This window comes from Pseudoneobacillus rhizosphaerae, from assembly GCF_917563885.1.
Taxonomy (GTDB): domain Bacteria; phylum Bacillota; class Bacilli; order Bacillales; family Cytobacillaceae; genus Pseudoneobacillus; species Pseudoneobacillus rhizosphaerae.
On sequence record NZ_CAKJTG010000045.1, the window covers coordinates 1 to 19,083 of the forward strand.

Genomic DNA, 19,083 nt, shown 5'->3' on the forward strand with positions numbered 1-19,083 from the left:
ATAAAGAGCGAACCCTCAATAAGCGGAGAAACTTCCCTTAATTTCGAAATAGACCTAAAAATAGCGTAAATAGACGGAAGAATTCCGACTATTTACTCAAGAAACGTCAAAATGGGTCATTTTCCTTTGCTTAACCGGAAAACCTCCGCTTATTTACCCCGACCAAGCACTATTCCGAAGTTTAACGGAAAAATCTCCGCTTATTTTTAATCACTGGTTACTAAATTAAGGATAAGAAGCGTGATAAGAATTGACATCCCAATTGTCACTTAATTTTGAGTGTACAATATACTTTGTCCTTTAAATTTCTTTGTCATTTCTGGTCTTACATCTCTGTAAAAGGTATAAACAATCCTTATGTGAAAGGGAAATGGCATACGTCAATTGTGCGCCATTTCTGATGTCAATTTACCCTTGTGTACCTCAAAAGGAACAGTTTTTGCTGAGCACTTAACTGTTTTTTATTTTTGAAAAGTTAAGCCGAAAGCTGCTTATCTTTAGGCTGACCGGCATAATAACGGTTAGCTAAGTATCCACTAAATGATGCGAGAACTTGCTGAAACAGCATCCCAACGACTACAGGCACTGCTACTTGCGGTGGAAAGTAGGTGATGGCAATAACGGCACCAGCACTAATATTTCTCATTCCGCCAGTAAAGGTTAGAGCCATCACCGTATCCCGATCTCTTTTGAAGAGTCTTCCAAGCAAAAAGGCAAATAAATATCCAGTCATGGCGATAAAAAATACTAGCACCGCTATGATAACAAGCTTCCAACTAACATCTCGTAAATAAGGAGCTACTACAGCTCCATTTAACATAACAACAATACCAAGCCCAATTTTGGAGAAGGGAGCTAGTCTCGGGCTCCATACTTCCTTCACTTTACCTCTCGTCCACTGATTAAGCGTCATCCCAACAAGTGATGGAATGACAATCATTCCTACTAAACCTATCATGATGCTATAAACATCCATTTCAATATTTTTCCCAACCATTACTGAAATCGTAAAGGGTACTAGAATCGGAGAAAGTAAGGTATCGATAAGAACAATGGAAAGGGTGAAGGGGATATTCCCCTTATAAATGGATACCCATATGAGACTAGTAATTCCTGTAGGGATGGCCATACCCAGAATTAGTCCTGTGATTGTAAAATTGTCGCCACTAAAGGCGATATGTCCAATTCCCCATGCCCACACAGGCATGATTAGATGTAGTATTGCAAGGGCAATAAAGATTGGGAGAGGATGAGTGATCACATTTTTTAAAGAATGGTAGTTCGAACCAAGACTCCCCGAAAACGTCATAACAGCAAAAATCCATGGAATTAAAAACGAAAGGTCATTTATGTGTTCTGATAATAAAACTCCAATAACCACACTTATTGGGGTAATGAGTGGCATGATTTTTTCTAGATGTGTATTGAATTTTTGCAACATGTGTCATTACTTCCCATCGCTATATTTAGAGTTTACAAGGTTTTTAAAAATTCCTTCCAAGCGGTAACTCCACCTTCTAATACTAGAATATTATCGTCCTTTTTTGATAGAATGGCAGCACATTTCGCCGCAGAGTTTCCAGTTGTGCAGGTGATAATTACTTCCCCTTCGGTAGGGACTGTAACCATTTCCTCCCCACCTTCTAGAATATTAGTTTTAGGAACATTATGTGTGACCAATCCAGGTCCCTCTATATGGAAATCCATGAATTTTTCCTCTGCCCTTACATCCAATAAATAAGTCTTCTCGCCCATTTTCATTTTTTTATACAACTCTTTTGGGGAAATCATACGGTAAGACATAATGGTCATCTCCTTTTTAATCTCACCCTTAACTATAACCAATAGGAAAATAAAAGTCAGTTAGCAATTATTGATAATTTGGAATTTCTGAACCAAATATTCAGACAACGTCTTTACAACGTAACAGTGTTATGTTACATTGTTTTTATAGAAAGGAGCCGTTTATATGAGTAATGAGTTAATTTCCAAAAAGGATTTGTTAGATTTGACTGGAATTTCATATGGGCAGCTTTACAGATGGAAGCGAAAAAATTTGATTCCTGAGGATTGGTTTATCCGTAAGTCAACGTTTACTGGTCAAGAAACATTTTTTCCAAAAGAGAAAATCCTTGAACGCATTGATAAAATTCAAACAATGAAGGAAAATCTCTCCCTTGATGAGCTTGCCGATATGTTCTCCCCTTCTGCAGGAGAATTCAAGTTATCAGTTGATGAATTGTTAAAACGTAACATTGTTTCAAAGCCTGTCCTCGATTTTTATTTAAGCGAAACAAAGTCCATAACTGACTTTGCTTTTGAAAATCTATTGCATCTCTTTATTCTTGAAAAGTTACTTCAATCCGGAGAGATTAATTTAGATGAAGGAAAAATGCTTCTTCAAGTATTAAGTGACTATAAGGACGATGCTAAACAGAGCAGCGTGTTATTCTTCATTCGAAAGCTAGGTATCTCATCTTGCCTCATCCTTTCCAGCACAGCAAATATCTTTTTTGAAAAAGGAACAAAAGTGGTTGTCCAAATATCAATAAGTGAATGTACAGAAGAACTCAAAACAAAGTTAATCTAGGGGGAAAAGTAATGAATGTTCAAAACGAACTTGGAAATTTATCAATCAATGGCTTAGGCAGTTCAAGTGGTGGGAACTTTGACAGCGTCGTAATTAATGGTAAAGGCACTGTGAACGGGGATATTGATTGTCATTCTTTTTCCTGTAATGGCGCTGGAACAGTGAATGGGGCTGTTAAAGCGGAAAAAATGAAAATTAATGGAAGTGCAAAGATAACAGGAAAAATATATGCTACAACCCTGTCTGTTGATGGTAGAGGTTCTTTTAAAGGAGATGTTTATTCTGACAAAATGAGCATATCTGGATCGGGCTCGATTGGCGGAAACGTAAAGGGTGAAGAGTTGAAGATTCAAGGCCGCATCGGTGTTGAAGGAAACTGTGAAGTGGAGCACTTTAAATCTGAGGGTCAATTTTCTATTGGTGGGTTATTAAGTGCAGAAAATATTGTGATTCGAACTTATGGTGAATGTAAAGCGAAGGAAATCGGCGGTCAGACCATTATAGTGAAGCAAGAGACTAGCTTCTTTCTTGATATTTTAAAAACAGTGAAGTCTGTCAAATTAGCAGCAGATGTCATTGAAGGAGACGATATCTCTCTTGAAAATACAAAGGCAAAAGTGGTTCGTGGGAATCATATCATCATAGGAGAAAATTGTGATATTGATCTTGTGGAATATAAGGATACGTTTAAAATTATCGGAAATGGCCGAGTGAATAAAAGCGTTCAGCTGTAACGGAAAAGAGGGATCTTTATGGGAGAGAAGCAAAATCTTATAATCAATGGTTCCGGCAGCTATGGGGGCGGGACCTATAATAAAATCAAAATCAGAGGAGATGGAACGATTACAGCTGATTTTGAATGTGAGGTTTTTAAAACCTTTGGTTCTAGCAATGCCTTAAAAAATGGCAAAGCGAATCACTTTGATGTTTTCGGAGAAACCGAAGTTCGCGGAAATCTTAGTTCTAATGTCATGAAGATTTTTGGAACGACGGAAGTCGGTGGTCATGCTTCGATTAAGAAAGCAAGAGTTTTTGGAACACTTGACGTAGGGGGTCGATTTGCTGGAGAAGAGGCCGATATTAAAGGTACCCTAACTGTTATGGGTGATACCGAATTTGAGATTTTTAAATCAACTGGATCTTTTGACATAAAAGGTCTTTTAAATGCAGGTACAATAGAGGTTAGTCTTCGATATGGTAGCAGCATTGCTAATGAAATCGGTGGCGATAAGATTACTGTAAAGAAAAAGTCATCGTTCCTTCCTTTTGCAAAAGGTGGAGGTTCACTTGAAGCGAAGGTGATTGAAGGAGATGAAATCTTCCTAGAAAACACAACGGCTGATGTTGTCCGAGGGAAAAGCGTTCGAATAGGAGCAGGATGTGAAATTGGCCTCGTTGAATATCAAACTAATTATAAAGCAGATTCAGATGCTGTTGTGAAAGAAAATCGTAAAATTGGGAATTGAGCTAAATCTTACACCCTCTCCTGAGTAGGTTATAAAGTTCCCTTTTGAGGTGTAAATAAAAATACCAACAAAAAACAGACTACTGAATCGTAAATGATCTAGCAGTCTATTTTTTGTTGGAAATGAAAAATTCGCGGACACACATACCGTTATTTCCGTAAAAACCTTTAATTTTAGTGGTTAAACGGACTCACGTTCCCCTATTTTATTATTTAATGGCAATTTTTACGTAATTCGAGGTGAATAACGGAACTGGTGTCCACAAAAGCTAAGAATTATACGTTTTTTTGTAAAATAAGGGATTTTGTGTCCGCCAAGTAAATAATTTAAGAAACAGATGCTTAGTCTAAGTTGAATTCTAGCAAGAAACTACAAAATTGACTCCCTCATATAGTCTAGCAGCTTCTCACGAAGTTCTGGCCGTTTTAAGGCAAAATCAATGGATGCTTGTAAATATCCAAATTTATCTCCAACGTCATATCTTGTTCCTTCAATATTGTAGGAATGGATGGATTCCTTCTGAAGCAGTTTATCTAATGCATCAGTTAGCTGTATCTCCCCATTTTTGTCTGGAGCAACCTTTTCTAGAATATCAAAAATGGATGGGGTTAGAATATATCTGCCGATGATGGCTTGTGTTGAGGGGGCAGCTTCAATGCTTGGCTTTTCAACCAGCTTCTGAACTTTATACAAGTCTCCCCTTTTTTCTGTATATTGTACGATTCCATATTTCTCTACCTCTGACCATGGGACTTCCTTACATCCGATTATGCTGGATTGGACTTGATTGTATTGATTTAACATTTGCTTTAGTGCTGGAACTTCGCTATCGATAATATCATCGCCAAGAAGGACCGCAAATGGCTCCTGACCAATAAATTTTTTCGCACATAATACTGCATGACCTAGACCTAGAGGTTCTTTTTGTCTGACGTAATGGATATCAACCATATTGGAGATCCCCTCTACCATTTCAAACAAGTCATTTTTATTGTTTTTCCTTAAAAGTAACTCTAGTTCAATTGATTTATCAAAATGGTCCTCAATCGCCCGTTTATTCCGGCCAGTGATGATGATGATGTCCTCGATTCCTGAGCAAATCGCTTCCTCAATAATATATTGAATCGTAGGCTTATCTACAATCGGCAGCATTTCCTTCGGCTGGGCTTTTGTCGCTGGTAAAAATCGTGTCCCCAATCCTGCAGCTGGAATAACCGCTTTTTTAATCATCCTCTTCCCCCATTTTCATGACCCCAATTTTGACTGATCCTTCCTTATCCTATGCACATAGATGGTTGGTTTATTTCGGTTTACCTTATATATCAGTAGCGAATCAGAAATTGTTTCACTAATTAGCTGATAAAAGGAATATAATGCCTTTTAACTGCAAACCTTAAGAGCAACATTAAGATGGTAAAAAAATGCTTTATGAGGTGTAGCGATTGTTTTCGTTTAACAATAATAATGAGCAAAAACTACTGATTATTGCATTTGTTGTGATAGTTCTATGTGTTTCTCCCTTGTTTATTTTAGGAGAAAATGCTCACATTCGAGTACATGATAATTTAGATTCAAACCTAGCATGGTATAGAGTGCTCACGGAAAGTGGACAAATTCTTGGACCAATCAATGCCACTATTCCTCAGATCATCAATGGGCTGCCCAGAAATGCTCTCGGTACAGAATTTAGCCTTATTGTTTGGCTTTATGCCCTATTTCCAACGATGCTCGCTTACGCCATAAGTCAATTTATCACTCGTTTTTTTGCCTTTTTTGGCATGTATCTACTTTTGAAAAAACACTTTCTCACCAATCCAGAATGGGCACTTCTTAGAATTGGGACGGCCCTTACGTTTGCCCTTACCCCCTTTTGGCCATCGGGAATGTTGAGTACGCTTGGAATGCCATTAGCCTTATGGGCCTTTCTTAATATTCGAAAAGGGGAAAATGGGTGGACAAACTATGTAGTTTTAACTCTTTTACCTTTGTATTCGAGTATCGTCCTCGGGTTTTTCTTTTTTTTAAGTGCGATGGGTATCTTTTGGCTCACTGATGTTCTCCGAGGAAAAGGGTGGAACTGGCGTTTTTTTCTATCGATTGCTTATATGACGTTGATTTTTTTCATAACGGAATACCGTCTCGTTTATTCCTTTCTTTTTGATGATGAACCTAATAGTCGTGATGAATACTTTCATGCCCGTTTGTCATTTTGGCAATCGATCCGTCTCACGTTGAAAAACTTTATTGATGGCCATCATCATGCAGCTACCATTCATACATTGATTATATTGCCTTCTATCATACTAGCTTTTGTATTTATTTTTTATAAAAGGAATTGGAAACAAGAGAAAGTGTTTGTTTTTTTGTTTTGGTTGAACATTGCTTTATCAGCATGGTACGCCTTCTGGTTTTATAAAGGCTGGTTACCGTTAACCGAGCGGTTTCACTTTTTAGATACCTTTAATTTTGCCAGATATCACTTTTTAAGGCCGCTTGTTATCTATGTTTTGTTTGCTCTCTCTTTGAAGATTCTTTGGTTCCACTGGAAGAAACTCACAACCTTTTTGGTCTTGGCTCAAGTTATTGTCGCTTTTCATTTTAATGAGGAACTTCTTTTTCAAAAAAAGCCGACCTTTAAACAGTTTTTTGCAGTAGAGCAGTTTAATGAGGTGAAAGAGCATATTGGGTTGCCACAGGAAACGTATCGAGTTGCCAGCATCGGACTTCACCCAGCCATCGCCCAGTATAATGGCTTTTACACTCTGGATACGTATAACAATTTTTATCCATTAAGCTATAAATATGAATTCCGGAAAATCATTGAAAAAGAACTTGCCAAAAATAAAACGATTCGTACCTATTTTGATGAATGGGGCGGTCGCTGTTATCTCTTTACGGCTGAGCTTGGGAAGCATTATATGTTTAAGAAAAGTTCGAAAAAGCGATTAAAAAACCTTGAGCTTAATCTGGAACCTTTTAAAGATATGGGTGGAAAATACATTTTCTCGGCAATCCCGATTGATAATGCTAATGCAAACAATTTGGAATTGGACAAAGTGTTTAAGTCGAAATCTTCAGCTTGGAAAATTTATTTATATAAAGTTCTTTAATACTTGTATTCTCAGCTAGATCGAGCAACTGGAGGTAGCATAATGAATGAACCTATATTGACAATTGTTGTTCCTTGTTTTAATGAAGAGGAGGTGCTGCCAAAGACAATATCAGAAATGGACTCATTTCTAACAGCCCTCATTTCGGAAAATTTGGTGTCTAATATGAGTAAGATTCTGTTCGTTGATGATGGTAGTAGGGATGGAACTTGGTCGATGATTTATAAGGAAAGCTTGAACAATCAGCATATTAAAGGATTAAAACTTTCTCGAAATGTTGGACATCAAAACGCCTTACTTGCTGGCCTATTTACCGCGAAGGATGCATCTGATTGTGTTGTATCCATCGACGCAGACCTTCAAGATGATATTAAAGTGATTCGGGATTTTATAGAAAAATTTAATGACGGCTACGATATTGTTTATGGTGTTAGACAAGGGCGACAAACGGATACTTTTTTCAAACGAAGTACTGCCGAGTTATTTTATAAAGTAATGGGAATGATGGGCGTCAATATTATTTTTAATCATGCGGATTTTCGGCTAATGAGCAAGAGGGCTTTAGATGAGTTAGAACGATTTGGTGAAGCCAATATGTTTCTAAGAGGTATTGTTCCACTTATCGGCTTTTCTTCCACCAATGTCTATTATGACCGGAAGGAACGTTTAGCTGGTGAGACAAAATATCCATTAAAGAAAATGCTTTCGTTTGCTTTTGATGGGATTACTTCATTTTCGATTACACCGATTCGACTGGTATTAATGATAGGATTCCTTTCCTTTTTAATTAGTCTGGCATTTGGAGCCTATTTTATCGGATTGAAGTTTTTTGGCGAAACAGAAACAGGTTGGACCTCTCTTATTACCTCCATTTGGTTAATTGGTGGGTTGCAATTAATTGCCATTGGTCTCATTGGTGAATATATAGGAAAAATTTATAAAGAATCGAAACGGCGTCCAAAATACATTATCGATATTGATACCTTTAACTTACCGTTACCTCGCCATCTGATAAATGCGGAGGGAAAATTAGATGAGCCTATTGGAGTTGAAATTAGAAAGCTTTCTGAAACGAACTAATCGGTTCACTCGTTTTCTCCTTGTTGGGGTTATTAATACTATAACGGGTTTATCGGTAATTTTTGTCCTGTTAAATGTATTTGAGTTTTCATACTGGACCTCTACTTTCATTGGAAATGGCGTTGGAGCAGCGGTCAGCTATTTACTGAATCGCTCCTTCACGTTTAATAGTCAAATCGATTTTACTAAAGGCATTCCGAAATTTATTACCGTAATCTTGGTATGCTATTTCCTATCTTATTCCATAAGTGAATTCGTTGCGGATGGAGTTTATTATTTGTACAGTACGATCCCCTTTATTAACGAAGAAGAGTTTGCAATTTTATTGGGTTCGGGTTTTTATACCATCGCCAATTACTTTGGTCAAAGGTACTTTGTATTTAATACATAGGGTGCCATTTACATCTGAACAACTAGATGTAATCTGGCACCCTTCTATTTATCCAATATATCCTTGTGTAGCTGGTTGATACTTTCTCATAGGTTTATTACTGATAACATCCTTCATATAAAAATCACCATGTGGATTGGTTTTCTTAAGTAATTCCATCAAGTATGTAATATCATCCATCGCTCTATGTGTTTGAAATTTAGTTATTTTGTGATGTTGTAGCAGAGTCAGCAGCTTACTATTAGGAAACCCGTAAGCTTTCCAAGGTATACTTCTCATCGTACAATACCAATTCAACTCGTTAATTTCGGGATACATCCGATATAAAAAGCTACGGTCAAAGGAAGCATTATGAGCAAGAGCTGCATCAGCTAGAGTAAAATATTTAATAATCTTCGCATCATGAAAGCTTTTTCCACGAACAGAATCATAGGAAATCCCATGTATTCTGAATGCTCGATCGTAATTATTTTTTGCTGATTGGGTCAGTGGTTCCCTCAAAAAGGAATCTTCATCTTTAATATCAAGTATTTCACCTGTATCTGTACGATAGGAAAACAGTTTCAAAGCTAATTCAATAATTTCATCAGAATCAGGACCTAATCCTGTTGTTTCCACATCCAACAATAAACCTAGTTTTTCACTCTTACTCACATTTATCCCGCCCTTGTCTAATCAATATGCCTATTATAGCAGAAAAAATGGCTATGGAACGTCCTCCATAATTTGGAACATTGAAAGTTAAGCAACGAACGATTTGATGATGATACCGATTTTAGCGATTAGCAATACATGAACCATTTGCGCAATAACCAGTCTTTATTCCTGCTGTTCCCGTAAATCTACCTACCATAAGGTTTAATCCTGAAAAAGGGCTTAAGGGAACTACTTGTAAAAATAAAAATAGCCTTCTTCTCGTGAACAATGGTATGTTATAAAAAAATAGTTCTATTAATGGATGGCCATATAAAGGGGGAATTTTTTGGAGAAGAGACAAGCTATTGAAATAATTGAATTACTGGAAAGATGGGCAAATTCAAATCCATTAAACTATGAAATAGATAGACTTGAGTTAAGAGGTGACCGCTTACCTCAATTTCATCAATGGACAAATGGTAAGCCTGTTGCAGCAGGTTATAATATAGCTCAAATCGGCGAACATCATAACCTTTATTTTTTGTTTATTGACTGGCATCGGAAGGATAATTATTATTTGGTAATCTATTCTCCTAACAAATCAACAACCCATGCTGAAATACAGGAGATTGTGGAACATGAAGGAAAGCAACAACTTCATTGGAAGTATAATCCGTTAAAACGTGATGGGAAGAATCTACAGAGAAAGGCCTATTTTAAACAAGTGTTTGGTTCCACTTCTGTATATATTCCACTCCCTTCATCGGCTGAGCAAGTAGAGAATTTTATTAAGCAGCTATTTAGGTTGTGTGCGAATCGGGTTAAAGCTGATGGAATCGTTGACGTTTTTCAGGTGGAAGGGTAGAGGAAAACAGGCTGTTTTAAAAGTCATGTTATTGAGTTTTTGACAGCCTCCATTTTGCCCGTAAAAGTCCAATTAACGATTTTGCGGAAAAAAGAGATCCTCAATTATCCCCCCAATTGCCCCTATAACGATTCTGCGATAAAAAAGCGGTCCCCAGTTTTTATAAAAAACTTTATTATGATGGATTCAATCGAGCTACTAATATTCAGTCTTGTTTGTTGAGTTTTTCCAAGTTCTAAAAGGCAGGTCATAGTTATCAGGACAAAATTGAATCATTTTTATCCCCCGCTTTTCAACTGGTAAGGCTAATTCTTCATATATAAATTGGTCGTCGAAGCCGATTTGGGCAGCGTCATTTTTTGTACAAGCGTAATATACGGCTTTTGGTCTTGCCCAGTAGATGGCTCCGATGCACATCGGGCAAGGCTCGCAGCTCGTATAGATTTCACAGTCGGTCAATTGAAAGGTGTTTAATACCTTGCATGCGGCTCGAATGGCTTGAACCTCCGCATGGGCAGTCGGATCGTTTGTTGCTGTTACTTGGTTACGGCCCTCACTGATTATTTTTCCGTCCTTTACGACAATTGCCCCAAAAGGTCCACCACTGTTTGTCTCAACATTTTCTGTTGCGATGGTTACAGCCTTTTTCATAAAAAAATCCTTAGCCATCTGACCACTCCTCTATCAAGAATTGCTCAATTTTTACCTATAACCTTTTTATCGCTTTAAATTAAAAATATTATCAGGCAGGATAAAAAAGAATTAAAAAGAATATTCATAAATAGGATTCTTAATAACTAGAATTCTTCGACTACATTTATTGGCCATTACAAAAATACTTAAATGGGGGGGATATCTTTTGAAGCGTTTAACGAAGGAAGAGAATAGCTGGGTATTTTATGATTGGGCCAACTCTGCTTATTCGATAATTATTACGACGGCTGTTTTTCCACTGTTTTATAAAGCGGCTGCCAACAATGCCGGAGTAAGTGCTGCTGATTCAACTGCCTATTTAGGCTACACCATTGCCATCGCAACCTTTATTTTAGCTATGATAGGACCTATTCTCGGGTCAATCGCTGATTATCAAGGCTATAAAAAGCGCTTTTTCAAGTTCTTTTTTCTGATGGGTGTTGCCGCTACTGCTATCCTTGCGTTTATTCCTAGTGAACAATGGCTCCTTTTATTAGCCTGTTATACCTTTGCTGCGGTTGGGTTCGCTGGGGCAAATGTGTTTTATGATGCATTCCTTGTAGACGTGACGACGGAGGAACGTATGAACCGGATATCCTCGCGTGGCTTAGGATTTGGGTATATTGGTAGTACGATTCCTTTTATTATCAGCATTGTCATTATCATCTTAGCCCAGAGAAACATTATCCCTATCTCTGTCTCAATGGCTAGTAAGATTGCGTTTTTAATAACTGCAGCTTGGTGGGGGTTATTCGCCATTCCGTTGATTAAAAACGTTCATCAGCGGTATTACATTGAGCGCGAGCCAAACCCCGTAGTGAATAGCTTTAAACGTTTAGGTGGTACTTTAAAGGAAATCAGGAAATTTAGAGCACTTTTTTTATTTTTACTTGCCTATTTCTTTTATATTGATGGAGTTGGAACAATCATTTCCATGTCCACTGCGTACGGTAGCGATTTAGGGATTAGCTCGACAAACTTGTTAATTATCCTGTTCGTTACTCAAGTCGTTGCTGCTCCATTTGCGATTTTATATGGAAGACTTGCCGAGAAATTTACAGGTAAAAAGATGCTTTATGTCGGCATTATAGTTTATATTATTGTTTGTATTTATGCTTACTTTTTAAAAACAACGATGGACTTCTGGATTTTGGCCATGCTTGTCGCTACTTCACAGGGCGGTATTCAAGCATTAAGCCGAGCTTATTTTGCGAAGCTCGTTCCAAAGGAAAAATCAAACGAATTCTTCGGCTTTTACAATATTTTTGGAAAGTTCGCTTCGATTATGGGGCCATTATTAGTTGGAGTAACTGCCCAGCTAACTGGAAATTCAAGCAGTGGTGTGTTCAGCTTGGTTATCCTGTTTATTATCGGACTTATCATTTTAGCTCGTGTACCAGAGCCTAAGGCAGACGTTTCGATTTCTACTAATCAAACTGTGTAGTGGCAGTGTGAGAATCTGCCATTTTTCTCGACTCTTTAACGCAATAAAGCGATGAGGGACTGTCCCTCATCGCTTTATTGCGTTAAAGTGAATTGTGCATCATTCTGTAGTTAAAACTTTAACCGCTTTAATACTTCATCTACCTTACCTGTTAGGAGCTCGTATTTGCCTTCAAACATTGATAGGAGTCTGATCAACTCACTTTCTCGGATTTCTGCCTTTTTTTCCATCTTTTCCATCTCTTCCTGATACCTTTTTTCTACTCTTTCAATTTCCGCTCTATGTCTATCCTCCATCTCTTTCATATCTTGCTTAAACTCTTGTTTTAACCTAGGAATGTTAAAGATTAGAAGATAAAGAAAAAGAGCTAGGAAAACACCTTCTTTTGCATAAGTAAAGAATATTTGTTCCATAGACTTCTTTCCCCTTTTGTTTTCATATTTATGACATTGTATGTCTTGGTACAGTCTATGAAAACAATGCTTTACTGCTTGTACATTTCTCTACTTATTTAACAAATTCCGAATGATTTCTGCTAGTTTTCTTAACCCAGTTTCTAATTGTTCCAAGGTTCTTTTTAAGCTATTTTTAATTTACAATATTCTTTTGTTAAGAAATGGAATAAACAACTATTTATTGTTCATTCTATATAAAGAAGAAATGAATGATAAAAGGGAGATTATATCTTGAAACCATATGAAATCACACACATGATTATTGATGATGAGTTTTATGGAGAAGAAACGGTGACGACTAATTTTACGCATAATGAAAAAGAGTATAGTATTACTTTTGATAAAAGTGATCTTGAAATTCTTAATACTTGGGTATTTGAGAATGATACATCGCTACCTGCTAACTTATCTATTGAAATCATTGAAGCGATAAGAGAAGATGTAAAAAAGAATATTTAATAACTGTTTTAAACATAATGAAGAGCACCTATTTGGTTTGGTGCTCTTTTTCTTTATTTTATAGTCTTTCTATAATGGTTGCGTTGGCCATTCCATGACCTTCACACATTGTTTGTAGACCATAACGACCACTCCTTCTTTCAAGCTCATGCATCATACTTACCATGATCCGAGCACCACTGCCTCCAAGTGGATGACCAAGAGCGATGGCTCCCCCATTTGGATTCAGCTTACGGGGATCGGCGCCAGTTTCCTTTAACCAGGCTAAAGGGACAGGAGCAAATGCTTCGTTTACTTCAAATACATCAATATCCTGGATGGAAAGTCCAGATTTTTGTAATGCCTTCTCTGTTGCTGGAATAGGTCCCGTTAGCATAAGCGTTGGGTCTGAACCTACCACTACTCTTGTGTGGACTAGGAATCTAGGTTTTAACCCCAATTCCTCCGCTTTCTCACGGGACATAAGAAGCAAGGCTGCTGCACCGTCACTGATTTGGCTAGCGTTACCTGCATGGATCACGCCATTTTGTTTAAAGGCAGGTTTTAGCTTGGAAAGTTGTTCAAGTGAAGATTCTTTTCGGGGACCCGAATCTTCCTTTATTTGTGTGGTCTCTCCATTAGATAATGTTACTTCGATTGGGAATATCTCTTTTGTAAAATAACCTTCTGCTTGTGCTCTTAATGCCTTTTGATGGCTTTCGAAGGAATATTGATCAAGCAGTTCACGAGTAAAGCCATACTTTTCAGCAATTCGTTCTGCTGAAAAGCCTTGATGAATGATTTCATGTTGTGCTTTAAGCTTATCGCTGAAAGGAGCTCCTTGATAATTCGAGGCTATCGGAACTCTTGACATACTTTCAACTCCACCAGCAATGACGACATCCATATCTCCTGAAAGGATGGCCTGGGCCGCAAAATGAACCGCTTGCTGACTTGAGCCACATTGGCGGTCAATAGTGGTTCCTGGAACATGGATAGGAAACCCAGCAATTAACGCGGCTACGCGAGCAATATCGCCAGCTTGTTCACCTGATTGGGTTACACAACCAAGGATGACATCATCAATGATTGCTGGGTCGATTCCCGCACGGTTTACTAGCTCCTTCAAGGTCGCTGCCGCTAAATCGTCAGGACGAATATCTTTTAGAACACCATTTTTTCGGCCGACTGGGGTACGCACTCCTTCTATAATTACTACTTCACGCATTGTTATCCACCTTCTTCCTATTTTTAAAAATTCTCTCTACTAATTTACTTTGTTTATTTTTGGGAAGCCAGACTTTAGATGCCCGTTTTGAGTTTTTTGAGTAAAAATGGTAACCTATCTGGCTTTAGATGCCCGTTCTGAGTTTTTTTGAGTAAAAATGGTAACCTATCTGGCTTTAGATGCCCGTTTTGAGTTTTTTTGAGTAAAAGTGGTAACCTATCTGGAGTTAGGTGTCAGTGATAGATTTTTAGGATAACTCAAAATCTAAAGCCCCATATTCTTAGCAATAATCGTTTTCATAATTTCATTGGTTCCAGCGTAAATGCTAGCAACAGGGATATCACGGTACCTTCTCGCAATCTCGTATTCTTCCATGTAGCCGTAACCGCCATGGAGCTGCATGCATTCGGTTGCTACTTTTCGGGCTGTATCTGTTAGCTTCCATTTTGCCATGGAAACCTTCGTCACTACGTCCTTCCCTTCCATATGCAAACTAATTAATTGATCAAGAAAGGTTCTGCCCATTTCAATCTCCGTTGCCATTTCAGCGATTTTAAATTGGGTGTTTTGGAATTGGCTTATTTTTTTTCCGAATGCTTGCCGAGACTTAACGTAGTCGACAGTCATACGCAGCATTTCCTCAGCCGCAATTTGGGCAGCGATGGCTACTACTAGACGTTCCTGCTGCAATTTTTCCATCATATAAATAAACCCCTTACCTTCTTCACCAATCAAATTCTCCTTAGGAACTCGGCAGTCTTCAAAAAATAACTCAGCTGTATCCTGACAGTGAAGACCAACCTTATTCAACTTCCTGCCACGTTTAAATCCAACGGTATCTCTTTCAACAACGATGAGACTGACACCTTTATGTTTAGGTTCGGCTTTTGGATTCGTTTTACAAGCTACAAGAATTAAATCTGCGTGGATCCCATTAGTGATAAATGTTTTCGATCCATTCAGGATATAGTGATTTCCGTCTAAGACCGCAGTCGTTTGGATATTGGCAAGGTCCGACCCTGCCCCCGGCTCAGTCATAGCAATAGCCGTTATGCAATCTCCAGTAGTACAGCTCGACAGCCAACGTAGCTTTTGTTTCTCCGTCCCATAAGCATTAAGATAAGGAACAACAATATCATTATGCAAATTGATACCAACTAACCCCGAACCTATCCGTTCGAGTTCCTCATTAATGACAGTGGAGTAGCCCCAATCGACTTCACTACCGCCATACTTCTCTTCAAGGTCTGGACAAAGATACCCTTGTTCCCCCATTTTCTGCCAAAATGAACGTGGAATCAGTCGTTCCTCTTCCCACATCTCGTAATATGGAACTGCTTCTTTTTCAAGAAACTTCCGAAGCGACTTACGAAATATATCGTGTTCACTCTTTAAGTATGGATGGTTCATCCTTTCCCTCCTTTTTGCATAAAGCTTATATTAGATATATACTTAACTCCTATTCATCAATTGGATTTATTATACAAAGGATTCAGTTTATTTAGCATTAAATATAAATTTCCCTAAAATTTGGATAAGTAATTAAATGTTGGGGAAAGTAGTAATTGTATCATGACTTTTCAGGAGGATTGTTTATTTTGAATTTATATAACAACATGGAGTTTGAAATGAAGGAAAGCTTTATTCCAAACCTTAGTAACTCAGATACTTTGCGCGTATTGGAGGTTACGGAGGGTAGTGTCATTGTGCAAATGCAGAACTCAAATTGCCGAGGAGTTTTTCCTTTAGACAGCTTCCAATACTGGATCAAGAAAAGTTCACTCATTCATATAAATGAAAACGAGAAGAAAACCTCGTAAGATCAAGAGTCAGGTGGATGCCTGGCTCTTGTTTTTTATTGGTGGAAATTCAACTTTGTTTTTATAAAAATTCGTTTTGAAAGTTGAGCATAAAAGAATACAAGTTCAAATAAATTGATATTAAACAATCGTGAAAGGGTGGTTTTTAATGAGTGAATTTATTCGATGTAGTAGCTGTGGTGATATAGCAAGTTTTGAAGATATAACTTATATTAATAACACCCCACTTTGTAGTAGCTGTCAAGATGAAAGAGTGTATTCATTGCATTCTGAAGCTGATGAATATGCGAAGTAGTTTTCAAATTTCATATTAAAATAGAGGTAACCTTTATGGATTACCTCTATTTTTTATATTCAAAAATAAAGTGCTGGGGCACCTTATTTTTTCTGAATATCAACGAGATAAGCATAGCCATTCTTCACTTTAACCTTAGCTACTATCTCACCCTTAGATGATGCTTCCTCCCATTTAAGCCCTGTATTGTCCTCAAGAAAATATTTATCAAGACTATAGGTTAAATAGGCAACAGGCTTTTGTTCATTATTAGATCCTAAATATTCAAGTTTTCCTTTTAGATAGATACCATTTTTCGGTTTGTTGAGACTCACTTTGACTGGAGTGTGGATACCATCCTTTTTTTCCAAAAGGACATATACCGTTAAATCATACTCCCCCGCTTCGATTTCAGCCACAACAGCTTTATCCACCAATGCTCTAGGTATTTCTTCGGCTTCATATTGTAGGGCAACATAATCACCACGGAACAGATTGGACGGATCGACTGGAACGGTTTGAAGGAGAATTTCGTCTCCTTTTATTAAAGTATAAAGAGGTACAATAGTCATTCCAAAAAGGATTAAGACGGGTATAGCACAAGCTAGTAACAGCTGTTTGGAACGCTTAGTCATGGGTGCCCCCTCCTTTTTTTCTTTGTTTTTCAAAATAAAAGCCGAAGCCAAGAAGGAGAATACCACCTAAGATAAATACAAAGCTTTTTGGTAGAAACGAAAAGGTAATATCAAGGTAAAAACGGAAAATCATTACGCACAGGATAATGATACTGAGTAAGCTACCTCGATTAATGAGGTATAAAACAAAAAGAATATATGCTATCGAAAAAGGAATATACATCCAATCCTCTGGCCAAATATCCGCGAAGCTTAACACTAATGCTGCTATACCATGGATGAGATGGCCTAAGGTTATATAAACTGACCTCATTTTTACTTTTGATAAAACTAGTACTAATCCGATTGCCAGGTAGAGGAGCGCATGTAGATATACCCAATCATCATGACCATTTGTTAAAGAACTCAAAATAGTTCCGATGAATAGTAGCATTAAAACTCCATTGATAAAACCTGTTACTTTAGAAAAACCAATTTTTTCATTTAGTAGATAAATAGCTGCAATCCATAAGAGGATCCAGTAAGGAATGGTTCCTCCACTGCTAAATGGATCATATCTTAAATATATGAATGTAAATAGGGCTGCTGCCATTAGGATCCATTTATCTCTTAAAACGTAAGCCAAAGGCATAATTCCAAGCGACCACCATAAAAACGCATCCCTGAATTCTCCTCCAAAATGGAACATTTGGCCAATGAGAAAAATTCCAGCTCCAAAAACAATTCCGCCTAAATAAAAAAAGCTTTTGGATGTTTTGGGATATGCGTTTTCCATCTTAAATCCAGCCAGATTACAACCGATATACAATCCAATAATAAATAAAAATTTTGTTAGCTTACCAATTTCCCCCCAATTGCTAGCAATGAAACTAAGAATTCCAGCTCCAACAAGAATCGAACCAACATACAGTAACGTTTTTGTAAAAGTTAGTCCTTCCTCCACATTATAGAGCTCATCAATTTCCTGAGATTTACCTGGTGGGATAACCTGAACTTCTTCTAAATATTTTAGCTCCCTTCTTAAAACCTCTAGCTCTTTTTCTTTAAGAACTCGCTTCATCAAAATCCACCCCTTTCTCTGCTTACTCCTTGTGACCTTTCAGATATTTTATTTTATCTTATCAAAAATGCTTTTCGTATGTATGCGAATTATGTAGGAAATCATTGCTCAAAATGATTTTTTTCATAACAAATTCATCTTTCGAATCAAGTCAAGGTGAGAATGGACAAATTTTTAAACAACTACACGTTTGTCCCATTCAAATAAGTGCTTCTTTACATAGGATAAACCAATGAAATGTTCCTAGAAATTTCAGGTGAATTTTTTATAAGGAGGGGATTATTGATGACTAGAATTTCAAATACAGAAATTCAAAATGCTGTTGAACAAGCCAACCTATTAGGTCTAAGTAGTTTTATGCAACAAGACCCAGATCGTTTTTTTGAAATGAACCATGGTGACTGTACTGGCGATAAACGTACTGGTGGGAAACGTACTGGTGGGAAACGCACTGGCGGCAAACGCACTGGTGGAAAACAAACTGGCGGCAAACGCACTGGCGGCAAACAAACTGGCGGCAAACGCACTGGCGGCAAACGCACTGGCGGCAAACGTACTGGTGGAAAAGGCACTGGTGGCAAACGTACTGGTGGAAAAGGTACTGGTGGAAAACGCACTGGCGGAAAAGGCACTGGTGGGAAACGTACTGGTGGCAAAGGCACTGGTGGGAAACGTACTGGTGGAAAAGGCACTGGTGGGAAACGTACTGGGGGAAAAGGCACTGGTGGGAAACGTACTGGTGGAAAAGGCACTGGTGGGAAACGCACTGGCGGCAAACGCACTGGCGGCAAACAAACTGGCGGCAAACGCACTGGCGGCAAACAAACTGGCGGCAAACAAACTGGCGGCAAACGCACTGGCGGCAAACAAACTGGCGGCAAACGCACTGGCGGCAAAC

At 38.0% G+C, this 19,083-nt stretch carries 21 protein-coding genes; 11 read left to right on the plus strand and 10 right to left on the minus strand.

Annotated elements, in window-relative coordinates; all coding sequences use genetic code 11:
- Positions 1-475 precede the first annotated feature (475 nt).
- Positions 476-1,441, minus strand: coding sequence for a bile acid:sodium symporter family protein (locus LRP83_RS22130; RefSeq protein WP_230499004.1), 966 nt, complete (start codon positions 1,439-1,441; stop codon positions 476-478).
- 32 nt (positions 1,442-1,473) lie between these two features.
- Positions 1,474-1,803 carry a rhodanese-like domain-containing protein gene (locus tag LRP83_RS22135; protein ID WP_230499005.1) on the minus strand — a complete coding sequence of 110 codons (330 nt, stop codon included), beginning with the start codon at positions 1,801-1,803 and terminating at the stop codon, positions 1,474-1,476.
- Positions 1,804-1,969: 166 nt separating this feature from the next.
- On the opposite strand from LRP83_RS22135, the gene LRP83_RS22140 reads away from it, so the two are divergent.
- From LRP83_RS22140 to LRP83_RS22150, 3 genes are read left to right on the plus strand one after another with little or no spacing between them, the layout of a single operon-like run.
- A complete protein-coding gene (locus LRP83_RS22140) occupies positions 1,970-2,590 on the plus strand; it encodes a YhbD family protein (protein ID WP_230499006.1) in 621 nt (206 codons plus the stop codon).
- Between the two features lie 11 nt (positions 2,591-2,601).
- The gene (locus tag LRP83_RS22145) at positions 2,602-3,324 is read left to right on the plus strand and encodes a polymer-forming cytoskeletal protein (protein ID WP_230499007.1); all 723 of its coding nucleotides are present in this window, start codon (positions 2,602-2,604) and stop codon (positions 3,322-3,324) included.
- A gap of 18 nt (positions 3,325-3,342) precedes the next feature.
- Positions 3,343-4,056, plus strand: coding sequence for a cytoplasmic protein (locus LRP83_RS22150; RefSeq protein ID WP_230499008.1), 714 nt, complete (start codon positions 3,343-3,345; stop codon positions 4,054-4,056).
- A 369-nt stretch (positions 4,057-4,425) separates the two neighbouring features.
- On the opposite strand, the gene galU is transcribed toward LRP83_RS22150, so the two are convergent.
- A complete protein-coding gene (gene galU / locus LRP83_RS22155; RefSeq protein ID WP_230499009.1) occupies positions 4,426-5,286 on the minus strand; it encodes a UTP--glucose-1-phosphate uridylyltransferase GalU in 861 nt (286 codons plus the stop codon).
- 212 nt (positions 5,287-5,498) lie between these two features.
- Here galU and LRP83_RS22160 point away from each other — a divergent pair, with 212 nt between their 5' ends.
- Genes LRP83_RS22160 through LRP83_RS22170 form a run of 3 tightly spaced genes read left to right on the plus strand, consistent with a single transcriptional unit; the run spans position 5,499 to position 8,637 of the window.
- Complete coding sequence (locus LRP83_RS22160) at positions 5,499-7,166, plus strand: DUF6044 family protein (RefSeq protein WP_230499010.1); 1,668 nt, start codon at positions 5,499-5,501, stop codon at positions 7,164-7,166.
- A gap of 42 nt (positions 7,167-7,208) precedes the next feature.
- Positions 7,209-8,246 (plus strand): glycosyltransferase family 2 protein, encoded by a 1,038-nt coding sequence (locus tag LRP83_RS22165; RefSeq protein WP_230499011.1) that lies wholly within the window; start codon positions 7,209-7,211, stop codon positions 8,244-8,246.
- Positions 8,200-8,637: a GtrA family protein gene (locus LRP83_RS22170; protein WP_230499012.1), complete on the plus strand. Its 438-nt coding sequence runs from the start codon at positions 8,200-8,202 to the stop codon at positions 8,635-8,637. The genes LRP83_RS22165 and LRP83_RS22170 overlap by 47 nt, the downstream gene beginning before the upstream one ends.
- Positions 8,638-8,685: 48 nt before the next feature.
- On the opposite strand, the gene LRP83_RS22175 is transcribed toward LRP83_RS22170, so the two are convergent.
- Entirely contained in the window at positions 8,686-9,291 is a 606-nt protein-coding gene (locus LRP83_RS22175; RefSeq protein WP_230499013.1) for an exonuclease domain-containing protein, read from the minus strand.
- Between the two features lie 328 nt (positions 9,292-9,619).
- Here LRP83_RS22175 and LRP83_RS22180 point away from each other — a divergent pair, with 328 nt between their 5' ends.
- The gene (locus LRP83_RS22180; RefSeq protein WP_230499014.1) at positions 9,620-10,138 is read left to right on the plus strand and encodes a hypothetical protein; all 519 of its coding nucleotides are present in this window, start codon (positions 9,620-9,622) and stop codon (positions 10,136-10,138) included.
- 198 nt (positions 10,139-10,336) lie between these two features.
- Here the strand turns inward: LRP83_RS22180 and LRP83_RS22185 are convergent, their stop codons facing one another.
- Positions 10,337-10,807 carry a nucleoside deaminase gene (locus LRP83_RS22185; protein ID WP_230499015.1) on the minus strand — a complete coding sequence of 157 codons (471 nt, stop codon included), beginning with the start codon at positions 10,805-10,807 and terminating at the stop codon, positions 10,337-10,339.
- A 166-nt stretch (positions 10,808-10,973) separates the two neighbouring features.
- Between LRP83_RS22185 and LRP83_RS22190 the strand changes: the two genes are divergently transcribed.
- Positions 10,974-12,275 (plus strand): MFS transporter, encoded by a 1,302-nt coding sequence (locus tag LRP83_RS22190; protein WP_230499024.1) that lies wholly within the window; start codon positions 10,974-10,976, stop codon positions 12,273-12,275.
- A gap of 110 nt (positions 12,276-12,385) precedes the next feature.
- On the opposite strand, the gene LRP83_RS22195 is transcribed toward LRP83_RS22190, so the two are convergent.
- On the minus strand, positions 12,386-12,688 hold the full coding sequence (locus tag LRP83_RS22195) for a hypothetical protein (protein ID WP_230499016.1): 303 nt from the start codon (positions 12,686-12,688) through the stop codon (positions 12,386-12,388).
- 273 nt (positions 12,689-12,961) lie between these two features.
- Between LRP83_RS22195 and LRP83_RS22200 the strand changes: the two genes are divergently transcribed.
- Positions 12,962-13,189: a hypothetical protein gene (locus tag LRP83_RS22200; RefSeq protein WP_230499017.1), complete on the plus strand. Its 228-nt coding sequence runs from the start codon at positions 12,962-12,964 to the stop codon at positions 13,187-13,189.
- A gap of 58 nt (positions 13,190-13,247) precedes the next feature.
- On the opposite strand, the gene LRP83_RS22205 is transcribed toward LRP83_RS22200, so the two are convergent.
- Both LRP83_RS22205 and LRP83_RS22210 read right to left on the minus strand, forming a co-directional pair.
- A complete protein-coding gene (locus tag LRP83_RS22205; RefSeq protein WP_230499018.1) occupies positions 13,248-14,396 on the minus strand; it encodes a thiolase family protein in 1,149 nt (382 codons plus the stop codon).
- Positions 14,397-14,660: 264 nt separating this feature from the next.
- Positions 14,661-15,806, minus strand: a complete 1,146-nt coding sequence (locus LRP83_RS22210) for an acyl-CoA dehydrogenase family protein (RefSeq protein ID WP_230499019.1) — start codon at positions 15,804-15,806, stop codon at positions 14,661-14,663.
- Positions 15,807-15,994: 188 nt separating this feature from the next.
- Here LRP83_RS22210 and LRP83_RS22215 point away from each other — a divergent pair, with 188 nt between their 5' ends.
- Entirely contained in the window at positions 15,995-16,216 is a 222-nt protein-coding gene (locus LRP83_RS22215) for a hypothetical protein (RefSeq protein ID WP_230499020.1), read from the plus strand.
- A 378-nt stretch (positions 16,217-16,594) separates the two neighbouring features.
- Here LRP83_RS22215 and LRP83_RS22220 read toward each other — a convergent pair whose 3' ends face one another.
- Together LRP83_RS22220 and LRP83_RS22225 are read right to left on the minus strand one after the other, a co-directional pair.
- Positions 16,595-17,125, minus strand: a complete 531-nt coding sequence (locus tag LRP83_RS22220; protein WP_230499021.1) for a GDYXXLXY domain-containing protein — start codon at positions 17,123-17,125, stop codon at positions 16,595-16,597.
- Positions 17,118-18,185, minus strand: a complete 1,068-nt coding sequence (locus tag LRP83_RS22225) for a DUF2157 domain-containing protein (RefSeq protein WP_230499022.1) — start codon at positions 18,183-18,185, stop codon at positions 17,118-17,120. The genes LRP83_RS22220 and LRP83_RS22225 overlap by 8 nt, the downstream gene beginning before the upstream one ends.
- 285 nt (positions 18,186-18,470) lie before the next feature.
- On the opposite strand from LRP83_RS22225, the gene LRP83_RS22230 reads away from it, so the two are divergent.
- On the plus strand, positions 18,471-19,083 hold a 613-nt coding region (locus LRP83_RS22230), incomplete at its 3' end, for a hypothetical protein (RefSeq protein ID WP_230499023.1).